Here is a 19,728-nt window from a genome sequence, read left to right on the forward strand (position 1 = left end):
GAACTTTTTTAGGTTATCCGAAAACAACTTCGAAAACGCTACCTGCAGGCCTGTTATCTTTTACCTGTATGCTGGCGTTGTGTTTATCCAAAACCTGTTTTACTATGTATAAACCTAATCCTGTCCCTTTTGTGTTTCGGGTATCCTCACTACCTACACGGTAAAACCGGTCGAAAATACGGTCTTTTTCCTGATCAGGTATCCCGATACCGTGATCGGCCACCATCAGGTAAACCTGACCGTCTTTTGTAAATAAGCGCACGTTAACCTCTGAGCATGGCTTGGAGTATTTAACGGCATTTTCGATCAAGTTAGTAACAACAGACGTTAATGCAAACTTATCCCCGGTTATTTCAATCTTCGGTTCAATCTCTGCATTGATCAGTTGTTGTGTAAAATCGCATTTATTGATCTGCAAACGGTTAACTACCCCGTCTACCAGTACGGAAAGATTAAAGCGTTCCTTAGGAAACGTGTATGACTGATTTTCAATTTTAGCAGCCATCAGCATATTTTCCACCATATCATTCAGCCGGTCAACATCCAGCAAACACTTACCCGTAAAATCAATGATCTGATCGTGGCTAAGCTTCCGCTTCTGGATCGTCTCCATATATAATTTAATGGAAGCCAGCGGCGATTTTAATTCGTGCGTTACAGACAACAGGAAATTACGCTTCTGCTCCTGTAAGCGACGCTCTTTATTGATAGACTTATGCAGGCTGATAGCGCCTACAACAAGCACCAGGATAAAAACAGAGCCTTCTCCAAGAATCATCCCAAACCGCTGTGGTTGCAGCCTGCTTAGCATATATCCCCACCAGAAAAGTTCTGCCAGGGCATAGATCATCAGGGCGTAGAAAATTACAAAAGGCTTTTTCATTTTATCGGTCTTTAAACACCAGATCTAAACTTTCAAAAATAGCACGTTTGGCCTTTTCAAGGTCTATCTTATTATGGGCAGCAGAAATAAAGCCTACCTCGTAGCCTGATGGCCCCAGGTAAATGCCGCGGTTAAGCAATTCGCGGTGCATTTTCTTGAATTTCTCCATGCTTGCCGGGTCTATTTCTTCTGCCGTGCGGACTGCCGCTTTATCTGTAAAAGCGAACCAGAAGATAGAACCAATAGAAAATACTTTAAATTTATAACTGCGAGCGGCAGCAAAACGGCGGATCGATTCTACAAACTCTTCTGTCTTGTTGTTCAGGTCGCGGTAGAAACCCATGCGCAATAATTCGCTTAACTGTGCAATACCTGCAGCCATTGCCACCGGGTTACCAGACAACGTACCCGCCTGGTAAACACTGCCCACCGGCGATATATGGTCCATAATTTCGGCAGAAGCGCCATAAGCGCCTACAGGCAAGCCACCACCGATAATTTTACCGTAGGTGATAATATCAGGTTTGATCTGGTAATAACCGGCCGCGCCTTCAAAACCCAAACGGAAGCCAGAGATCACCTCGTCAAAAATCAACAGCGTTCCGTTCTGTGTACAAATATCACGAAGGAACTGCAGGTATTCTTTTTCCTGAAGCAACAAACCGTTATTTGCCGGAACAGGTTCGATGATTACCGCTGCTATCTGATCTTTAAACTCTTCGAAAGCAGTTTTCAATGCTTCACGATCATTCAAAGAAACTACAATGGTTTCTTCTGCAAATGCTTTCGGGATACCTGCCGATGAAGTTTCGCCGAAAGTTACCAGTCCCGAACCTGCCTTAACCAATAGCGAATCGGAGTGACCGTGGTAGCAACCTTCAAACTTTAAAACTTTATCACGTTTGGTAACGCCACGCGCTAACCTGATTGCAGACATTACCGCCTCTGTGCCCGAGCTTACAAAACGGATCTTTTCAATAAACTTGTTATTCTTCAGGATCAGTTCGGCCAGTTCATTTTCCAATGCGGTTGGCGCACCGAAAGACATGCCGTGCTGGATGGTTTCAATCACCTTATCTTTAATCCGGGCGTTATTATGGCCCAGGATCAGTGGCCCCCATGAGCAGCAGAAGTCTATAAACTCGTTACCGTCCGCATCCCATAAATGGCTGCCGTCGCCTTTTTCAATAAAAAGCGGTGTTCCGTATACCGACTTAAATGCCCGTACCGGCGAATTTACCCCACCCGGAAAATAAGATTTAGCTTTCTCATACAAAGAAGCAGACTTTTCCCGGCTGATATCCGGCTTACCGGATGTATTTACCGGCATATCGCCTTCATTCCCTGCAAATATTTTTTTTATTGAATCGAACATGTTTTTGTGTTTCGAGTAATCAGTTACCAGTTTCCAGTATCAACTGCCCGGTAAGATCATTATTTTTTATCGTCTACTCCTAAGTACCCGCACCTCGTCACTGGCGCCTCGCACCTACCTTATAGCCACTTATTCAGTAATACTTCTTTAGCGTGGTAAGTTAAAATTGCTGTAGCACCCGCTCTACGAAGGCTGGTAAGCACTTCGGTTACGGCGCGTTGTTCATTTAACCAACCGTTGCGCACTGCGGCTTTTACCATGGCATATTCGCCGCTTACGTTGTAAGCTGCAATAGGCAGCTCGGTATTTTCTTTCAGCAAACGGATCACATCCAGGTATGGCAAGCCGGGCTTCACCATCAGGAAGTCTGCACCTTCTTCTTCGTCCAACCGTGCCTCTATCAATGCCTCCTGGATATTGGCCGGGTTCATCTGGTAGGTTTTCTTATCGCCAAACTTCGGCGCAGAATTCAACGCATCCCGAAACGGTCCGTAAAACGCACTGGCATATTTAGCCGTATATGACATAATTGAAACGTGAGCAAAGCCGTTTTCATCCAGTACATTGCGGATGTAGCCCACCCTGCCGTCCATCATATCCGAAGGGGCGATAATATCGGCACCCGCCTGCGCGTGTGCCAGCGCCATCTTCCCTAATACCTCTAAGGTTTCGTCGTTCAGGATAATGCCGTTATCTACAATACCATCATGACCATCGCTACTGTAGGGATCCATCGCTACGTCTGTAATAACGCAAGCTTCCGGGAAGTGCTTTTTCACTTCAGCGATAGCGCGCAAATAAAGGCTGCCTTCGCGATGACTTTCTGTTGCCAAGCGGTCTTTCAGTTGCTCTTCGATATTCGGGAACAGATCGAAAGATTTTAAACCCAGTTCCATGCAACTTTCCACCTCGCGAAGCAGGTTATCTATAGAATACCGGAAAATTCCCGGCATAGATGAAACTTCTGTTTTCTGATTACTGCCTTCTACAATAAACAACGGGAAGATGAGGTTAGCCGCACTTACATGCGTCTCTTGCACCATCTGCCTGATTACTTCGCTTTTTCTGTTTCTTCTGGGTCTTTGTAACATTTTTAGCTAATAGACCATAGTCAATAGACAATGGTAGTTTAAAATAGCAATGGTCTATCGACCATCAGCTATGGACTTTTACAAACCGAATACCGCTTCGGCTAAACCCACCTCGTCTGGTGAGAACGGCAGCGTATACGGTATATTATAATCTTCGAGGCGGCGGCCGGTAGATTTGCCTATGGCAATCACTTTTTGACCTACGTCTAACAAATTCTTTTCAAAATAACTCTCGGCGTTAGAAGGGCTGGTAAATACCAACACATCTGCCGAAGAGCCGTCTGCATCTTCATCTATTACGGTTTCATACACCGGCAGGTCTATCACTTTTGTATCTGCAGACATACCCTGCTGTATACTGCGTAGTGAGGCCTCTGCACCCGGGAACAATACTTTAGTACCATTGGCTACACGGGCAAACTCGCGCGCTACCTCTGCAGTATCGCCGCTCTGGCCCACGTACTCTGCAAAGTAACCCTGGCGGCGAAGCATCTCCTCTGAACCGGTGCCCATAACGCCGAACTTAACCGGCTGCGGGAATTGTGGTTCTAGTTTAAAAAAGTACTCCACGGCATTTTTGCTAGTGAAAAATACCCAATCAACATCTTTGAGGATATAGGAATCGAAACGGTTGATAACCGGGACGGTGCGGATAAGCGAACGTGCTTCTACTTCGATACCATGCCGCTCCAACGCCCGGCGGAAATAACTTTGCGCACTCAGTTCGCGCGAGATAAAAACACGGCTTACCAGTTTGCGGTCTTTGTTAAAGCTTTCTACTACCTGCTGTGCCAGTCCTTCTGCACTTGTGGCTTGCAGGAATAGCCTGTCCGGGAACTGCTCGCCCTCGTCCGCTTTTGCAGTGAATACCTGGTACACGCCTTCGTGCTTGCGGCAGTAACAGCCCAAAGGCAGGTGGCAGCCCCCACCGAACAACTTTAACACACTGCGCTCTACCGACAGCTGTTCGGCAACATCAGGGTTATGCAAATGCTGATGCAGCGTTTCAAATAAAGCAATATCACTTTCCCTGATCTGGATAGCCAGCACGCCTTGTGCCGGTGCAGGTATCAGTTCGGTTGGTGTTAATTCTTCTACGTGAAATTCGCTCAGATCCAAACCCAGACGTGCAACACCGGCTTTTGCCAGCATAATGGCGTCATAGTTTTCATCGCGAAGTTTCTGGATACGGGTATTTACGTTGCCGCGAAGATCGTCTATCTCCAGATCGGGCCTGTAGGCCAGTAACTGGGCTTTACGACGGTTGGATGAGGTGCCTACCAATCCGCCAAACTTAACAGACAGCTTCTGGTGAACATCTACACAGTCCTTCAGAATCAACAACAGTTCAGAGGGATCTTCCCGGTCTGAAACTGCTGCGATAATGAGTCCCGGCGGATTCTCTGTCGGCAGGTCTTTGTGCGAGTGCACTGCCAGATCTATTTTGCCTGCCAGTAATTCTTCTTCTATTTCTTTGGTGAAAAACCCTTTACCTTCCAGCTTATCAAAGCTCAGGTTCAGGATGCGGTCACCCTGTGTTTTAATGATTTTGAGTTCAGCAGTAACGCCTATCTCGGCCAGCCTGTCTTTAACATGATTAGCTTGCCATAATGCCAGCTCGCTGCCGCGCGTACCTATAATTAACTTTCTGTCCAAGGAGTAAAATTTTCAGTACAAATTTAATTTTTAAACCCATGTACCGCCAATTTTTATTGTATTGTGAAGATTTACTGACCAATACAATTTCCCAAACATCCGGATGCCGAAAAGTAGCTATAAAGCGGGCGCATGAAATTTTAGTTATTGTTGATCATGATCTCCTTGGCCATCACCATAGGAACGCTGATATACTTCTTTTCCATGTAGCTGATCACCTTCTCCAGGATATCGCGAGAATGCGGATCAAGGTTCTGCACTTCGTCTGCAAAAACAGAATTAAGGGCAGTCTGGCGGATCTCTTTGATCTTCTCCGGCACCTGGCGCATGGCCACTTCTATGCGGCGCTGTTTCAGTTGCGGGATAAACTCTGCAATGTTCTGCTCGATGATCTTTTCTGCATCGGCCAGTTCATGATAGCGTTCCTGAAGGTTTTTCTTGGCAATCTCGTTCAGCGAATGTACCTCGATAAAGTTTACAGGGTATAGCGCCAGCACAGCAGGGTCTGTATCATTAGGGATCGCTAAATCAACAATGGTCTTCTTGTCTGTTTCACCATTCAGCAATGAAGCGTAAACTTCAGGCGTGATCAATGGCTCTACAGAAGAGGTACAGGTGATGATAATATCAAAACCCTTTTTATAGGTTTTCAGCGCTTCCAGGTCATACGCTTCGCCTTTCAGGTCGGCGGCTAATTCCTGCGCTTTTGATAACGTACGGTTAAATACTGCAAAATTGCTGTACTTGTGTTTCTGAAGGTATTTAGAAATATTACGGTTGGTTTCGCCTGCACCAATAATCAGCACACGGGCATTGATGTATTGTTTCAGTTCTTTAAGCTTACGGTAAGCCAGCGAAACTACCGAAATGGGGTTTTTAGAGATATTGGTATGGGTATACACCTCTTTGGCAGCCTTTACAACGCAGTTCATCACCATACGCAGATAGTCGCCGGTGAGGCCTGCCGCACGGCAGCATTCGTAAGCTTTACGCACCTGGGCTAAAATTTCTTTCTCGCCCACCACCAGGCTTTCCAGCGAACAAGAGGTGCGCAGTAAGTGGTTTAAAGCATCCTGATCTTCATAAACAGAAGCGGCATTCAGAAAAACTTCGGTATAGCCAGGGCATAAGCCCATGTTCAATGCGTGGAAAAACTTACGGATAAAATCGCGGTCGACAGCTTGCGGTGTGGCCATTACAAACGCTACCCTGTTACAGGTGGCCAGGTAAAATATCTCGGGGATATCAAACTGCTGCTTTACATATTGAAGTTTATCGGTCAGATTCTCCTGGCAAATCACCAGCTTTCCCAGCTCCTTCAATTCAATCTGTTTGTGCGTAAATGCGATGACCTTAAGATACTTCAAGACTGTTTTTTATTTAACCCAACAAAATTACGTTCTCAACTTGCTTCGTATGTCAATACTTTGTCAAACCAAGTAATTTAGAACGGCTTTAAATAACGTTATATTCTTTGTCTAAAACCTGTAGTTTATAGCTACCTTGTTTTTAAACTGCTGCAAATATGCAAATCGGAAAAAAGATTTCGTTAGCATAAGTGTCATTTTTAGAAGTGACTAAGATCACTTTTTGAATAACTGCCGATTAACCATGAAAATCACCCGTTTAAAACTCTTCAGCCTATGTTTTATGTTTATTTTTTACCTGCTGGCTGGGCTTAATCACTTTATACACCCGGACGCATATCTCCAGATCATTCCCCGTTATATACCATTACGGCCAATTGCCAACGAGGTTGCCGGGGCAGCAGAAATTATTTTTGCCGTAATGTTATTATTCCGTTCTACCAGACGGCTTGGCGGAATTTTAATTATGCTGATGCTGGTCGCCTTTTTGCCGGTACATATCCAAATGCTGTTGGAAGCACCAATAAAACTGGCCTCATTTGTGGTAACGCCACTCATTGCCTGGGTAAGACTGTTATTTCAGCCGGTTTTGATCCTGTGGGCCTGGTGGGCTACAAAAAGCAGCGATTAACTTTTTCGCAACATTAATTTCAACCAAGCGTTAACTTCTGATAATATGATCAAGAACGAATCTTTTTCTATTACAGGCGCTAACGGCAGGTTGATGGCGGCCGATATTACCTACCATGAGGAGAGGCCCGGTGCACCGCTGATTATTTTCGTCCATGGTTTCAAAGGCTTTAAAGATTGGGGTACCCACGCGCTTGTAGCTCGTTTCTTTGCCGAGAATGGCTACCGGTTCCTGAAGTTTAATTTCTCGCACAACGGGGTTACAGAAAACCAACCAACGGAAATAACAGACCTGATTGCGTTTGGCGAAAACACACCAACCATAGAACTCGAAGATCTCCAACAAGTGATCAGCTTTGTAAAAAGCGGGGCGGCAATCCAAACCCCTTCACAAATCATCCTGTTAGGGCATAGTCTCGGTGGTGGTATCAGCATTATTACCGCTGCAGAAGATGCGCGCATTTCAGGCCTGATCACCATGGCTTCAGTATCTTCATTCAGAAATTTATGGCCCAAAGAAGCGGAAAAAGACTGGCACACCCGCGGCTTTATTTATATGACTGATAGCCGCACCGGCAATCAACTGCCGTTAAAAAGCACCCTGCTGGACGATCTGGATAAAAATTCGGCGCGTTTGAACATCCTGGCTAAAGCCGCATCTGTTAACCAACCCTGGTTAATTATACATGGCACTGCCGACCAAACTGTACCCATAAGTAACGCGCAGGACCTAAAGCGCATGCAGCCCAATGCCGAGTTAATAATTATGCCCAATACCGGGCACACCTTTGGCGCTGTGCACCCCTACCCCGGCATGGAACTACCTTTACAATTGTTGGACCTTTGTAAAAAAGGACTCAGATTTTTAAAGGACAATCTTTCTGTCCATATTTGAGGCAATGAGTTATAATGGCTTGAATGGCTCCCGAAAAGAACGAGCTAAATATCTGAATACCGTCCCAACGGACGAGGCCATGGGAAAGCTGTTCCCGATCCTGATCGAATCGATCACCAACAAAGCGGAGAATACGCCTAAAAAGCAACTGGGCCCTTTCAGAACAGATCCTAAAGTTTACCAGAATACACCGGCTTCGGGTTTGAGAATTACCTGGATGGGCCATTCCGGGATATTGATCGAAATTGACGGTAAGCGTATCCTTACAGACCCGGTATGGAGCGCGAGGGCATCTTTTACGCAAATGATCGGGCCGAAAAGGTTTTTCCCTGCTCCGCTCCCATTAGCTGAACTGCCCGAATTAGATGCGGTGCTGATTTCGCATGACCATTATGACCATTTAGATACCGCAACCATCCGTTTCTTTGCGGATAAACAAACGCCTTTCTTCTGCTCGCTCGGGGTAGGTTTTTATCTCGAAAAATGGGGAATAGCCAAAAGCCGCATTAGTGAGATGGATTGGGGCGATAAAGCCAGCATAGGCGATGTGCAACTTACGTCCTGCCCAACAAGGCATTTTTCTGGCAGGGGAATTACACACCGGAACGAGACCCTTTGGGCTGCCTTTGCCATCCGCGGGCCGAAACATAATATTTACTACGGGGCAGATTCCGGCTGGTTCAACGGCTTTGAAGAAATCGGTAATGCCTACGGCCCGTTTGATTTAACCATGCTGGAAATTGGCGCTTACGGAAAATACTGGCCTGATATTCACATGGGCCCTTTAAGCGCGGTTAATGCACATAAGGCCTTAAAAGGCAAAGTAATGATGCCGATACACTGGGGAACGTTTAACCTGGCACCCCACGCATGGTACGAACCTATTGAAAAACTACTCCCTCTTGCTGAGCGACAAAACCTTACCCTTTTTGTTCCGGAACCGGGCGCGCCTACAGAGGTTGACGGAGCGGCTTTTAATTCGGGATGGTGGCGAAAGTTTATGAGTGAGACAAAATAATTCAATTACTATTTAAATAAATCTATCTTTTTACCGCGCATTACAAATTTTTCTCTAACAGCAGTTGCTCGGCTGTTGCCGAGTGACGATTATTCAAGTAACTGTGGTGTGTCGTTCACAGTATTAAAGAGACACGAGGTGTCGTGCCTCTACAGAAACAGTAGAATATGTTCGAAGACAACCCTATAAAACGAAAAGGCCCCTTGCGGGGCCCTTGTCTTGTCTCTTGATTCTTGTTTCTGACTACACTGCGTCTGAAAGCGAGCTGAAAGTAAAGTCGCGGATTTTCATTGGCGGGATTAACGCACTTTGGAAAGATTCACCGCTTACTGTACGCTCGGGTTTGCCCAAAGCTTCCAGGTTATTCAGCATTATGACCGGGCTCTCGTTAAAACGGAAGTTTTTCACCGGGAACTTGATCTGGCCGTTTTCAATGTAGAAAGTGCCATCGCGGGTAAGGCCTGTATACAACAGCGTTTGCGGATCCACAGGGCGGATATACCATAAACGGGTAACCAGGATCCCCTTCTCTGTACTTTTGATCAGATCTTCGAGCGATGCATCGCCACCTTCCATAATCACACCGCTTGGACCAGGGACAGGCTTTACCCCTTTTTTCTGCGCCCAATAACGCGAATAGAAAAGATTTTTAATTACTCCTTTTTCAATCCAACTGATCTTCTCCTGCGGAAGCCCCTCGCCGCTCCATGTGCTGGTAGGCATTCGCGGATCCTGCGGGTCTGAATAAATGTTCACCCTCTCATCCAGCAATTTCTCACCCAACTTAGTACCGCCGCCTTTTTTACTTAAAAAGCTACGGCCTTCGTCTGCACTGCGCGCATCCAAACCACCGTAGAGATTTTCGAGTAATACCACGCCTGCAGCCGGTTCCAGTATCACGGTATATTTGCCAGGCTCTAATGCTTTGGCACCTGCCGAACCTGACGCCTTTTTACCGGCAATCTGGCTTAGCTTCAAGGTATCCATATCATTAAAATCTTCAAAATCGCGGCTGGCGTAACCAGAACCGGCACCATCCGTAGTGCGCATGGTGATAGAGAAGTTAATGTCTGACGATTTGTTGTAGGCAAACAACCCTTTCGAGTTCATCATTGCCGAGAACGCACCCTGATTTTGCAAAAAGCCTGCAGCGGTAAGTTTACCGTCTTTTGCTACCTGCAAACTTTGCGCAACCATATCTGTGCGCTGTTTGGGTGTCATGTCGCCGGTTTTCTGGTCGTACAGCCTGGGGCTTGGCGCTGCAAAGTTCTGCGGACCGAGCATCGGCATATATTCCGGGTTCTCCGGTGCCAGTTGCGCCAGCTCTTCCGAACGGCGTACGGCAGATTCTATTGATTTATCATCATATTCATTGAGCGTAACAACGCCTAATTTCTTACCAAAGGCAGACGAAATAACCATGCTGGTTTGGCTTACCGAACCGCTGGTAGAAACTGAATTGCGGGCATAGCGGATATTACCGCCTACTGAACCGTTGAAATTTATTTCGCATTCATCGGCCTTAGAAAAACTCAGGGCTTTTTTCATCAGCGCCTGTGCTTCTTCCTGACTAAATATTGCCATAACGATTTAGATTTTTCTTGCTGTGTTGATAATATTAACTCCATTAAAACGGGTAGTGGCAGAACCGTGTGATACGGCGCTCACCTGCTCTGGCTGACCCTTTCCATCAAAGAATGAGCCGCCGAGACGGTAATCGCGCTGATCGCAGATCGCCGAGCACGAGTTCCAAAACTCCTGGGTGTTCGACTGGTAAGCCACATCGTTCAGCATACCGACAATTTTGCCGTTGCGAACTTCGTAGTACAGTTGACCGCTGAACTGGAAGTTATAACGCTGCTGATCAATAGAGAATGAGCTATCGCCGATGATGTAAATGCCTTTTTCTACGTTCTTGATCATTTCCTGCGGTGTAAGCGGTGTTTTACCGGCCTGCAGACTGATGTTTGGCATGCGCTGGAATTGCACGTCGCTCCAGCTGTCTGCAAAGCAACAGCCCTGTGAAGCATTTAGCCCGATGATATGTGCCTGATCACGGATGGTTTGGTAATTCACCAAAATGCCATCTTTAATAATATCCCATTTGCCGCATTTTACGCCTTCGTCGTCGTAACCGACAGCTCCAAGCGAACCCGGCTGCAATTTATCAGCAACAATATTTACATGTTTGCTGCCGAAGTTAAACTTGCCAGATTTCCATTTATCCAGCGTAAGGAAGCTGGTACCTGCAAAGTTAGCCTCGTAGCCCAATACGCGGTCCAGTTCTGAAGGGTGACCAACAGATTCGTGGATGGTTAACCACAGGTTGCTCGGGTCCAGGATCAGGTCATACTTTCCTGGCTCTACAGATTTTGCTTTCAGCTTTTCACCACCCTGCGCACCGGCCAGGCCCGCATCTTCGATCATATCATAACGGTCGCGGTATAACATGGTTGGCATACCTTTTATCTTGTCGCTGTCACGCGGGATCACGTATTCGTATCCCATGCCACGCGGTGCGCTCAAGGCATTCCTTGTTTCGAACTTGCCGGTAGCAGGATCTATTTTGGTAGCAAAAAAAGTAGGCCAGATGCGGTGTACGTCCTGATCAATATAGGAACCATCGGTAGAAGCAAAATACTTCTGTTCGTTTACCAGGAAGATTACTGAGGTAATGTAGTTGGCACCGGCTTTCATAGCGGTGTCGTTCACTTTCAACAGCAGGTCTACCTTATCTTTAATCGGCACTTCAAAGCCGTTCTTTTCAATTGGGGTTTTCCAGCTTACTTCGCCGTAACCCTTTTGTGGCGCTAACTGAACAGGTTCTGATTGTATACGTGCGTTTTCTTTGGCAATGGCCACCGCTTCGTAGGCTGCACGCGCAATGCTGTCGTTATCCATTTTATCGGTAGCGGCGAAGCCCCAGCAACCGTTGGCCAGTACGCGGATACCCATACCGTAAGATTCGGTGTTAACCACGTTCTGAACTTTGTTTTCGCGGGTTACCACGAACTGCCTTAAATAACGGCCTATACGCACATCTGTATAACTGGCGCCCTTAGAACGGGCCGCATTAAGTGCAATATCGGCCATGCGTTTTTTAACCGCTACATCTATACCTCCGTGAAGCGCAGCCTCTGCCGAAATTGGCGCACCGATAACAGGAATCCTGCTGAGCATGGCTCCTCCGAAGCCCATGCCGGTGAGATAAAGAAAATCTTTCCTTTTCAAAATGAGAGAGTTGTTTTAGTGAATACTGTACCTTAAACGATGTCAGTTAGCAACAGCTGAGCTAAATATAATATTTGCCCGGGCAAAAAACAACAGAATTATAGTATTACTAAAAATTCTTCGGGAAGAATTAAAAGCTGTCTACGCGAAATGAATGGGATTTAAGGATTTCCCCCTTTCACCCGGAAATAAAAAAACCGGCGCGAGGCCGGTTGTCAAGAATTTATGAAAATCAGAACAGGCCTAACTGCCCTTTATCATCCATTTCAATATCATCGGGATTGGTAATCTCAAGGCTGATATCCTTTACCGGTTTCTTTTCCTCAGCCGGGGGAGCTAAAGGCGAGGGATTACTTTCTGTTACCAGCGCTTCTTCCGGCGGTGAATCGCCTTCCGGCTTAGCTTCAACTGCCGTTACTGTCGGCTCGGTTACTTCTACCGAATCCGGCGCCGGGTCTGGCACATCTTCTGCATCATCATGTTCTGCTACCAGCTCGATGGTTTGGATGGTGTGCGCCGATAAACGGTTACCCATGGCCTTCATGCCTTTTATATCAATCAGGTCGGTAAGGTTTAATTCAACCAATTCCGGCACCAGCGTTTTGCCTTTCAACTGCTCTACTTTTACAATAGGCTGCGCCGCGCCGGATATCAATACCAGCTTTGAACCCGCTTCTTCACTGATAATGCTGGTTTGCCTTCCAATTGCCGTGTTCTCGAACACAAAACGTTTCACCAGGTAGTTTTTCGACTTACCATCGTAATGTACCACTGCATAAACTTTCTCCGGATCATACTTCTCGATCAGGATCATTTTGTCATCGAAGTGGTTATTCAGGTCGAAGCTGGTCAGCTCATAAATCCCGCTGCTCATAACGGTAAGGATACGGTCTTCGCCATCAAATTCGCCCAGGAGCGTACCGCGACCGTCGGCATTCAGGCGGCGAAGCACATCATCATACCAGATCTTCCGTCCGGAGAGCGTGGACACGCCCTTGCTTTTTAGAAGGATCTTCTTAACCGGATACTTCGTGACGATGTTCCCCATACTGCCACGACCTTTAATAGCGATCTGCGCAAAGTCTTCATCAAACTGTAGTTTCTTCAGTTTTGAATGCGGCTTCAATTGGATGTTTACAACCTCGGCTTCGCCATTAGGATTAGCGCTGAAGTAAAGCACTTTCGTACCCTTGCTGCCTTTAGTTAAATCGTATTCCTTATCGCGCGTAACGCCCACCACGGCAAAACGCTTAATGTAAGAAACGCCACTCTGACCATCTTTATAGATCATATTATAGATGGTACGCTCGTCGTTCTTTTTAAATACTGCGGCATGGATAATGCCTTTACCGACGAAGACTTTATCCTGCACTTTGGTGATCATGCAGCGGCCGTCTTCGCGGAACACGATAATCTCGTCAATATCAGAACAGTCGCAAATAAACTCGTCTTTCTTCAGGGTTGTACCGATGAAGCCATCTTCGCGGTTCACATATAGTTTCACGTTGGCCAGGGCTACCTGCGTAGCTTCCACTTTATCAAAGGTGCGCAGCTCGGTTTTACGCTCGCGGCCCTTGCCATATTTCTCTTTGAGGCGCTCGAACCAGGCGATGGCATAGTCTGTCAGGTGTCTCAGATGGTGCTTAACCTCTTTGATCTCCTGCTCCAACGCCTTCATCTGCTCATCCGCTTTTTTTACGTCGAAGCGGGTGATACTGCTCATGGGTTTATCAATCAGCCTTTTATAATCTTCGGGCAAAATGGCACGATAAAACTGCGGGAAGAATGGTTCGAAAAGTTTATTCAACACCTCGACTACCGTATCAAAGTTTCCTGAATTTTCATATTCAGGATTTTTATACATGCCTTCCTGGATAAATATTTTCAGTAAGGAACTGAAGAATATTTTCTCCTGCAACTCCTTCAGCCTGATCTCCAGTTCCTGCTTTAACAGGCTTTGGGTGAACAGCGTACTTTCGGTCAGGATATCGTTCACACTCATAAAGTGCGGCTTATCCTGTTTGATGACGCAAGTATTCGGCGAGATAGAAATTTCACAGTCGGTAAAGGCGTAAAGCGCATCGATGGTTACGTCCGGAGAAATACCCGGCGCCAGATGCACCACAATCTCTACGTTTTGCGCGGTGTTATCCTCTATCTTTTTAATCTTGATCTTGCCCTTATCATTTGCAGAGATCACACTGTCAATCAATCCACCTGTTGTAGTGGTGAAAGGGATCTCTGTAATAGCGAGCGTTTTTTTATCGCGCTCCACAATTTTAGCGCGCACTCGAACTTTACCCCCGCGCTGTCCTTCGTTATAGGCAGAGCAATCTGCCATACCGCCGGTAGGGAAATCGGGTACCAGGTTTGGCCGGTTGCCACGAAGCACTTCGATAGAGGCATCAATCAGCTCGATGAAATTATGGGGCAGAATTTTAGTTGCCAAACCAACGGCGATACCATCTGCACCCTGGGCCAGCAGTAAAGGGAACTTTACGGGCAGGGTGATGGGCTCTTTGTTACGGCCATCATAACTGGCCTGCCAAACCGTGGTATCTGGGTTGAAGACAACCTCATTGGCAAACTTGGAAAGTCGGGCTTCGATATAACGCGGGGCCGCGGCAGAGTCGCCGGTTACCGGGTCGCCCCAGTTGCCCTGGCAATCGATCAGCAGGTTTTTCTGGCCGATCTGCACCATGGCATCACCGATAGAAGCGTCGCCATGGGGGTGATACTTCATGGTGTTACCGATAACGTTTGCTGCTTTGTTAAAGCGGCCGTCGTCCATCTCTTTTAACGAGTGCAGGATACGGCGTTGTACGGGTTTTAAACCGTCGTTAATATGCGGTACGGCACGGTCCAGAATTACGTATGAAGCGTAATCCAGGAACCAGTTTTCGTACAAACCATCCAGCGAGATGGTGTTATGCATATTGGTATCTTGTTCGCCGGAAGCGGGGAATTCCGGAGTAAGTTCTTCACTCATGCTTTGGCAAGTAATATAAAGGTGTAAATATACGTACAACACGCCATATTAGCCATACGGATGCTAATAATGTTGGTAAAAGGATATTGATTGGTATGGAGAACAGCGTGCTGCTTCGGACGATTTAATCATCCGGCTGTTTAAGCACGCATTATAAATGCGCTAGTGAAAAGGCTTTTTTACATGCAACGAGAAGAAGATCCCTCGTTGCTCTCGGGATGACAGGAAAGGGAACTGTTATTGCTATCCAAGTGAGGCTATCTTTAACATCTTTTAACTAACAGGATATGAAACCTTGTTTTATATTAGCCTGATGCGCTTCATCCTGACCTTACTATTTGTTATGTCTTCTTTCTTAGCTGTCGGGCAACAATTGCGCGGCCGTGTGTTTGAAGACAAAACGCATACATCGCTGGCCGGAATTAAAGTAGTCAACACGCGGACGGCGGCTTCCGTGGTTACCAATAAAGACGGGTATTTTGAAATGGGGGTTAAGTTGAATGATATGCTGGTGCTCTCAGGGTTTAATTACCAGCGGGACACCGTCATCATTACGGATCTCAAGACCACCGAATTTTTCATGGCGCCGGTAGGGCATATGCTTAACGAGGTGAAAGTAAAGGCATCAGAACAGGTGAACAAAACGGCTACCGCCCCTGTATTTGATAGAGACTATCACGGCCAGACTTTTCAGTACCAGATCGACCCCAAAACAGGTGGCTATAAAGGCGGCGTTAATCTTCGTTTTTTCAACAATTCAGAAGAAAGGAAGCGAAAACGTGAACAGGAGATGATGGCGAACGATGTGATCAGTACCGAGATCAGCAGGGTATTCAGCGAAGAAAATATCAGTAAATATGTGCCGTTGAAGGGGACGGAATTGAAAGCGTTCATCATCAGGTACTCACCAGATATTAAAACTTACAAAAGCCCCGAATTTAATTTAAGCAGCTATCTTAACAACTGCTACAAGGCCTTTATGCAACTATCGCCCGAGCAAAGAATCAAAACTTCGATTTTTAATTGATATATTTTTAAATCTACTCATCATTCCCTTGATGAACCTGCCCGGGTAAAAGTTTAATATGAAAAATGCAGTTATAAATAATGCTGCGCAGGTAAAAGAAAAAAAAGCAGTGGAGATTGGGCGGTGATTATAATTAGATTGATCGAGCGCAAATAAAGGAGTTTCGGACGCGTATTTTATCAACGCAATTGTATCTAAAATTATTCCTGCAAATATTCCCCAATAGCAGAATTTCTGATTTAGCTTCCACCACCGGTTAACCGGCACGATTAACCTTATCGGCAATCCTAAAATCAAACCCGTTAAAATCAGTACCGCTATAATTACCGAGCCATAAACAAATTGCCAGACCACCAAAGTTACCCAACCGTCAATACCGCCGTTGTAATCAACAAGACAAAAAAGGCTCCAGACGCAAAAAAGCGTGAGTGTTGCTGCAATGATCTGAAAGACAAGCGTAAGAAAAGGGACGATACGATTCACCATCGAAAATAAGATTTTCTGCCAATACCCATCAATAAATCCTGACTTAAAAGTTGGAAAACCTATGGCGGGCCGGTAAAGTGGCGAATGTGGCGAACCGGCTTTTGCCGGCCAGCTATAATTGTCGTGGCTATTAATGCTTTTGCTTTCTTATTAGCCAGGTGCGTACTACGTAAAAAAATCATGACTAAGTACTATTGGGCAGTAACCGATAATACACCAATAAACTAAATTATTATCTTGTACCAGCTAAATTTGAAACACTTTGAAAAGAAAAGATTTTCTTTACCTGAGCGGCATGGGCGTTGGCGCAGCCATGTTGTCCAATATACCGGTTATAGGTTCGCCAGTACATATCGAAGATGCGCTGGCGCCGTCAGAGACTGCTAAGAAAAAGCAAATGGCAGATGTGGCGTTGAATACGGCAAAATCTAAAGGCGCTTCTTATGCCGATGTTCGTATCGGGCGCTACCTTAACCAGTCAGTAATCACCCGCGAAGACCGCGTGCAGAACATTGCGAATACCGAATCTTATGGTATGGGGATCCGTGTTTTGGCCAACGGCTGCTGGGGCTTTGCCGCGACAGACCGCATGGATAACGATAGCATTGCCCGCGCTGCTGATTTAGCAGTTCGTATTGCAAAGGACAATGCCAAGCTGTTAACAGAACCTGTACAACTGGCACCGCAAAAGGGATACGGCGAGGTGAGCTGGAAAACACCGATTGTGACAAATGCTTTTGAAGTGCCAGTAAAAGATAAAGTAGCCTTGCTGTTAGAGGCGAATAACGCGGCCATGAAGGCAGGCGCCAGCTTCATCAATAACTCGTTATTTATGATTAATGAGCAGAAGTATTTTGCGTCTACGGAAGGCTCCTATATTGATCAGGACATTCACCGCATCTGGCCTAATTTTACGATCACTAAAACAGATAAAACAACCGGCAGATTTGAAACCCGTAACTCGCTTGCTGCACCAATGGGCATGGGGTACGAGTATTTAATGCCGGATAGTTCCACCGTGTTAAACGGTATCTTCTCGCTGTTCACTACCCGTTATAACATGGTAGAAGACGCACGGATAGCTACTGCACAACTTGACGAGAAGCTTAAAGCAAAACCGGTAGAACCGGGTAAGTATGACCTGATCCTCGACCCGACGAACCTGTTCCTTACGATCCACGAATCTGTTGGGCACCCGACAGAGCTGGACCGTGTGCTGGGCTACGAAGCCAACTTTGCCGGCACCAGCTTCCTCACGCTGGATAAATGGAAGTCAGGTAACTTTAATTTCGGTAGTAAGATTGTGAACTTTGTGGGCGATAAAACCCAACCGGGCGCCTTAGGTACGGTAGGTTATGACGACGAGGGCGTGAAATGTGGCAAGTGGGACATCATTAAAGACGGTACTTTAGTGAACTACCAGACCATCCGCGACCAGGCCCATATCCTGGGACTGAATGCTTCGCAGGGTTGCTGCTATGCTGACGACTGGAGTTCGGTTCAGTTCCAGCGGATGCCAAACGTGAGCTTGCAACCGGGCAAGAATAAACTGACACCTGCCGAGATGATTAAAAATACGGAGAAGGGTTTGTATATGTTTGGCCGAAATTCTTACTCTATCGATCAACAGCGTTATAACTTCCAGTTCAGCAGCCAGTTGTGCTACGAGATCCGTAACGGGCAGATTGCCGGTATGGTGAGTGGTGCAGCCTATCAGGCTAATACGCAGGAGTTTTGGAACTCGTGCTCTGCTATTTGCGATGAACGTGATTATCGCCTGGGCGGTTCCTTCTTTGACGGTAAAGGGCAACCTCAACAGGTAAGCGCGGTATCGCACGGATGCGCCACCACTAAATTTGATAAGGTGAACATCATTAATACTGCAAGAAAGATTTAAGAAAGATCTGGAGATAAAACAAGAAAGGTCCAAAGTCAAATGCTTCGGACCTTTGAAATAAGATTAAGCACCAATGGTAATAAAGTAAGGCGCTTCGAACACGTGCCCGTATTCTAACCTTTGTATGGCTTCTTTTTCGGTAATGTCTTTCGGTTCGCCCACGCTATCTGCACAACCCAACCACGGCTCGACACATACAAAATCAGCACCGGGTTTTGCCCAGATACCTAAATAACTGTAATGCGGGAACTCGACCGTCAGCCATTGCTCATGTTTTGCTGTTTTGATACTTACAGCACGGCTTTTCAGGTTTTTAAACACCAAAGCGTCGGCAGCGAAAAGATCGTGATGAAGTGGTAATTTGTTGCCTTCTGTTTTAATGGGTAGTGTTTGTCCGTTAAAGAAACCTTCTTGGGAAAGCTGGTGGGTAATTAGCTGTTCGGCAGTTTCAAACTCTAAGTAATAATCCTGGTATTGCTCGCCGCTAAAAAATGGTACGTTAAAAGCAGGGTGCCCGCCCACCGAAAAATAAATTGGTTTTGAATCCAGGTTGATCACTTTATAAGTTACTCTTAACGAGTTTTCAATCAGGTCATACAAAACCTGGAAATTAAACTTGTATGGGTAAGCAGTTAATGTTTTTTCGGAATACTGCAAAGAGAATACGGCGTGGCTTTTAGTAGCCTCTGCCAGCCTGAATTCAGTCGGCCGTGCAAAGCCGTGTCGTTGCATCGGGTAGGCCTGCCCGTTAACCATCAGCTGGTTATTAATAAGTCCGCCCACTACCGGGAAAAGGTTAGGTGCATGCCATCCCCAAACTTTTGGATCAGCCTGCCACAAATGTTCAATTCCCGCGGCTTTATTATACACAGAAGTTAACTCTGCGCCTTGCAAGCGGATGCCAACTCTCAAATACTCGTTTTCCAGAAAAGTCATATGTAGCAGATTGTTTTACGCTAAGGTAATGATCTCAACAATTCAATCAATGGCTAGTTCCCTTTTTTCTGGTGCTGATGGCTTTTAATAAGTCATCCTGAACCTGTTTCTGGATATTTGGCAGTCGCTAGACTCCCTGCCGAGTTACCATTATTTAAGGAGCTGTGGTGTGTCGTTCACAGTATTAAAGAGACACGAGGTGTCGTGTCTCTACAGAAACAGTGTCATCCTGAACGAAGTGAAGAAT

The 19,728-nt window shown here is 46.2% G+C and carries 16 protein-coding genes; 5 read left to right on the forward strand and 11 right to left on the reverse strand.

The genetic code is table 11. The annotated features are described in order from the left end of the window. Positions 1–13 precede the first annotated feature (13 nt). From MUY27_RS06975 to hemA, 5 genes are all read right to left on the reverse strand, one after another. Positions 14–883: a sensor histidine kinase gene (locus tag MUY27_RS06975; protein ID WP_245129271.1), complete on the reverse strand. Its 870-nt coding sequence runs from the start codon at positions 881–883 to the stop codon at positions 14–16. Between the two features lies 1 nt (position 884). Next, positions 885–2,258, reverse strand: coding sequence for a glutamate-1-semialdehyde 2,1-aminomutase (gene hemL / locus MUY27_RS06980; protein WP_245129272.1), 1,374 nt, complete (start codon positions 2,256–2,258; stop codon positions 885–887). Between the two features lie 119 nt (positions 2,259–2,377). Next, positions 2,378–3,349, reverse strand: a complete 972-nt coding sequence (hemB, locus tag MUY27_RS06985) for a porphobilinogen synthase (RefSeq protein WP_245129273.1) — start codon at positions 3,347–3,349, stop codon at positions 2,378–2,380. A 78-nt stretch (positions 3,350–3,427) separates the two neighbouring features. Further along, positions 3,428–5,005 carry a hydroxymethylbilane synthase gene (gene hemC / locus MUY27_RS06990; RefSeq protein WP_245129274.1) on the reverse strand — a complete coding sequence of 526 codons (1,578 nt, stop codon included), beginning with the start codon at positions 5,003–5,005 and terminating at the stop codon, positions 3,428–3,430. Positions 5,006–5,145: 140 nt separating this feature from the next. After that, on the reverse strand, positions 5,146–6,372 hold the full coding sequence (gene hemA / locus MUY27_RS06995; protein WP_245129275.1) for a glutamyl-tRNA reductase: 1,227 nt from the start codon (positions 6,370–6,372) through the stop codon (positions 5,146–5,148). A gap of 244 nt (positions 6,373–6,616) precedes the next feature. On the opposite strand from hemA, the gene MUY27_RS07000 reads away from it, so the two are divergent. From MUY27_RS07000 to MUY27_RS07010, 3 genes are read left to right on the forward strand one after another with little or no spacing between them, the layout of a single operon-like run. Then, positions 6,617–7,003 (forward strand): DoxX family protein, encoded by a 387-nt coding sequence (locus MUY27_RS07000; RefSeq protein WP_245129276.1) that lies wholly within the window; start codon positions 6,617–6,619, stop codon positions 7,001–7,003. Between the two features lie 45 nt (positions 7,004–7,048). After that, positions 7,049–7,897 (forward strand): alpha/beta hydrolase, encoded by an 849-nt coding sequence (locus tag MUY27_RS07005; protein ID WP_245129277.1) that lies wholly within the window; start codon positions 7,049–7,051, stop codon positions 7,895–7,897. A 4-nt stretch (positions 7,898–7,901) separates the two neighbouring features. Continuing rightward, positions 7,902–8,915: an MBL fold metallo-hydrolase gene (locus MUY27_RS07010; protein WP_245129278.1), complete on the forward strand. Its 1,014-nt coding sequence runs from the start codon at positions 7,902–7,904 to the stop codon at positions 8,913–8,915. A gap of 243 nt (positions 8,916–9,158) precedes the next feature. Here MUY27_RS07010 and MUY27_RS07015 read toward each other — a convergent pair whose 3' ends face one another. The 3 genes from MUY27_RS07015 to MUY27_RS07025 form a co-directional block, all read right to left on the reverse strand. Then, on the reverse strand, positions 9,159–10,499 hold the full coding sequence (locus tag MUY27_RS07015; RefSeq protein ID WP_245129279.1) for a TldD/PmbA family protein: 1,341 nt from the start codon (positions 10,497–10,499) through the stop codon (positions 9,159–9,161). A 6-nt stretch (positions 10,500–10,505) separates the two neighbouring features. Further along, the gene (locus tag MUY27_RS07020; protein ID WP_245129280.1) at positions 10,506–12,146 is read right to left on the reverse strand and encodes a TldD/PmbA family protein; all 1,641 of its coding nucleotides are present in this window, start codon (positions 12,144–12,146) and stop codon (positions 10,506–10,508) included. Positions 12,147–12,378: 232 nt separating this feature from the next. Then, positions 12,379–15,135 carry a DNA gyrase/topoisomerase IV subunit A gene (locus tag MUY27_RS07025; protein ID WP_262918283.1) on the reverse strand — a complete coding sequence of 919 codons (2,757 nt, stop codon included), beginning with the start codon at positions 15,133–15,135 and terminating at the stop codon, positions 12,379–12,381. Positions 15,136–15,478: 343 nt separating this feature from the next. Between MUY27_RS07025 and MUY27_RS07030 the strand changes: the two genes are divergently transcribed. After that, positions 15,479–16,162 carry a peptidase associated/transthyretin-like domain-containing protein gene (locus tag MUY27_RS07030; protein ID WP_245129281.1) on the forward strand — a complete coding sequence of 228 codons (684 nt, stop codon included), beginning with the start codon at positions 15,479–15,481 and terminating at the stop codon, positions 16,160–16,162. On the opposite strand, the gene MUY27_RS07035 is transcribed toward MUY27_RS07030, so the two are convergent. Both MUY27_RS07035 and MUY27_RS20565 read right to left on the reverse strand, forming a co-directional pair. Beyond that, entirely contained in the window at positions 16,121–16,648 is a 528-nt protein-coding gene (locus MUY27_RS07035) for a hypothetical protein (RefSeq protein WP_245129282.1), read from the reverse strand. The genes MUY27_RS07030 and MUY27_RS07035 overlap by 42 nt on opposite strands. 59 nt (positions 16,649–16,707) lie before the next feature. Next, positions 16,708–16,830, reverse strand: a complete 123-nt coding sequence (locus MUY27_RS20565) for a hypothetical protein (protein WP_262918284.1) — start codon at positions 16,828–16,830, stop codon at positions 16,708–16,710. A gap of 80 nt (positions 16,831–16,910) precedes the next feature. On the opposite strand from MUY27_RS20565, the gene MUY27_RS07040 reads away from it, so the two are divergent. Then, positions 16,911–18,545, forward strand: a complete 1,635-nt coding sequence (locus tag MUY27_RS07040) for a TldD/PmbA family protein (RefSeq protein WP_245129283.1) — start codon at positions 16,911–16,913, stop codon at positions 18,543–18,545. 63 nt (positions 18,546–18,608) lie between these two features. On the opposite strand, the gene MUY27_RS07045 is transcribed toward MUY27_RS07040, so the two are convergent. Continuing rightward, the gene (locus MUY27_RS07045; RefSeq protein ID WP_245129284.1) at positions 18,609–19,481 is read right to left on the reverse strand and encodes an aldose 1-epimerase family protein; all 873 of its coding nucleotides are present in this window, start codon (positions 19,479–19,481) and stop codon (positions 18,609–18,611) included. Between the last annotated feature and the right edge of the window lie 247 nt (positions 19,482–19,728).

The sequence above is a fragment of the Mucilaginibacter straminoryzae genome, assembly GCF_022953055.1.
GTDB classification, from domain to species: Bacteria; Bacteroidota; Bacteroidia; order Sphingobacteriales; family Sphingobacteriaceae; genus Mucilaginibacter; species Mucilaginibacter straminoryzae.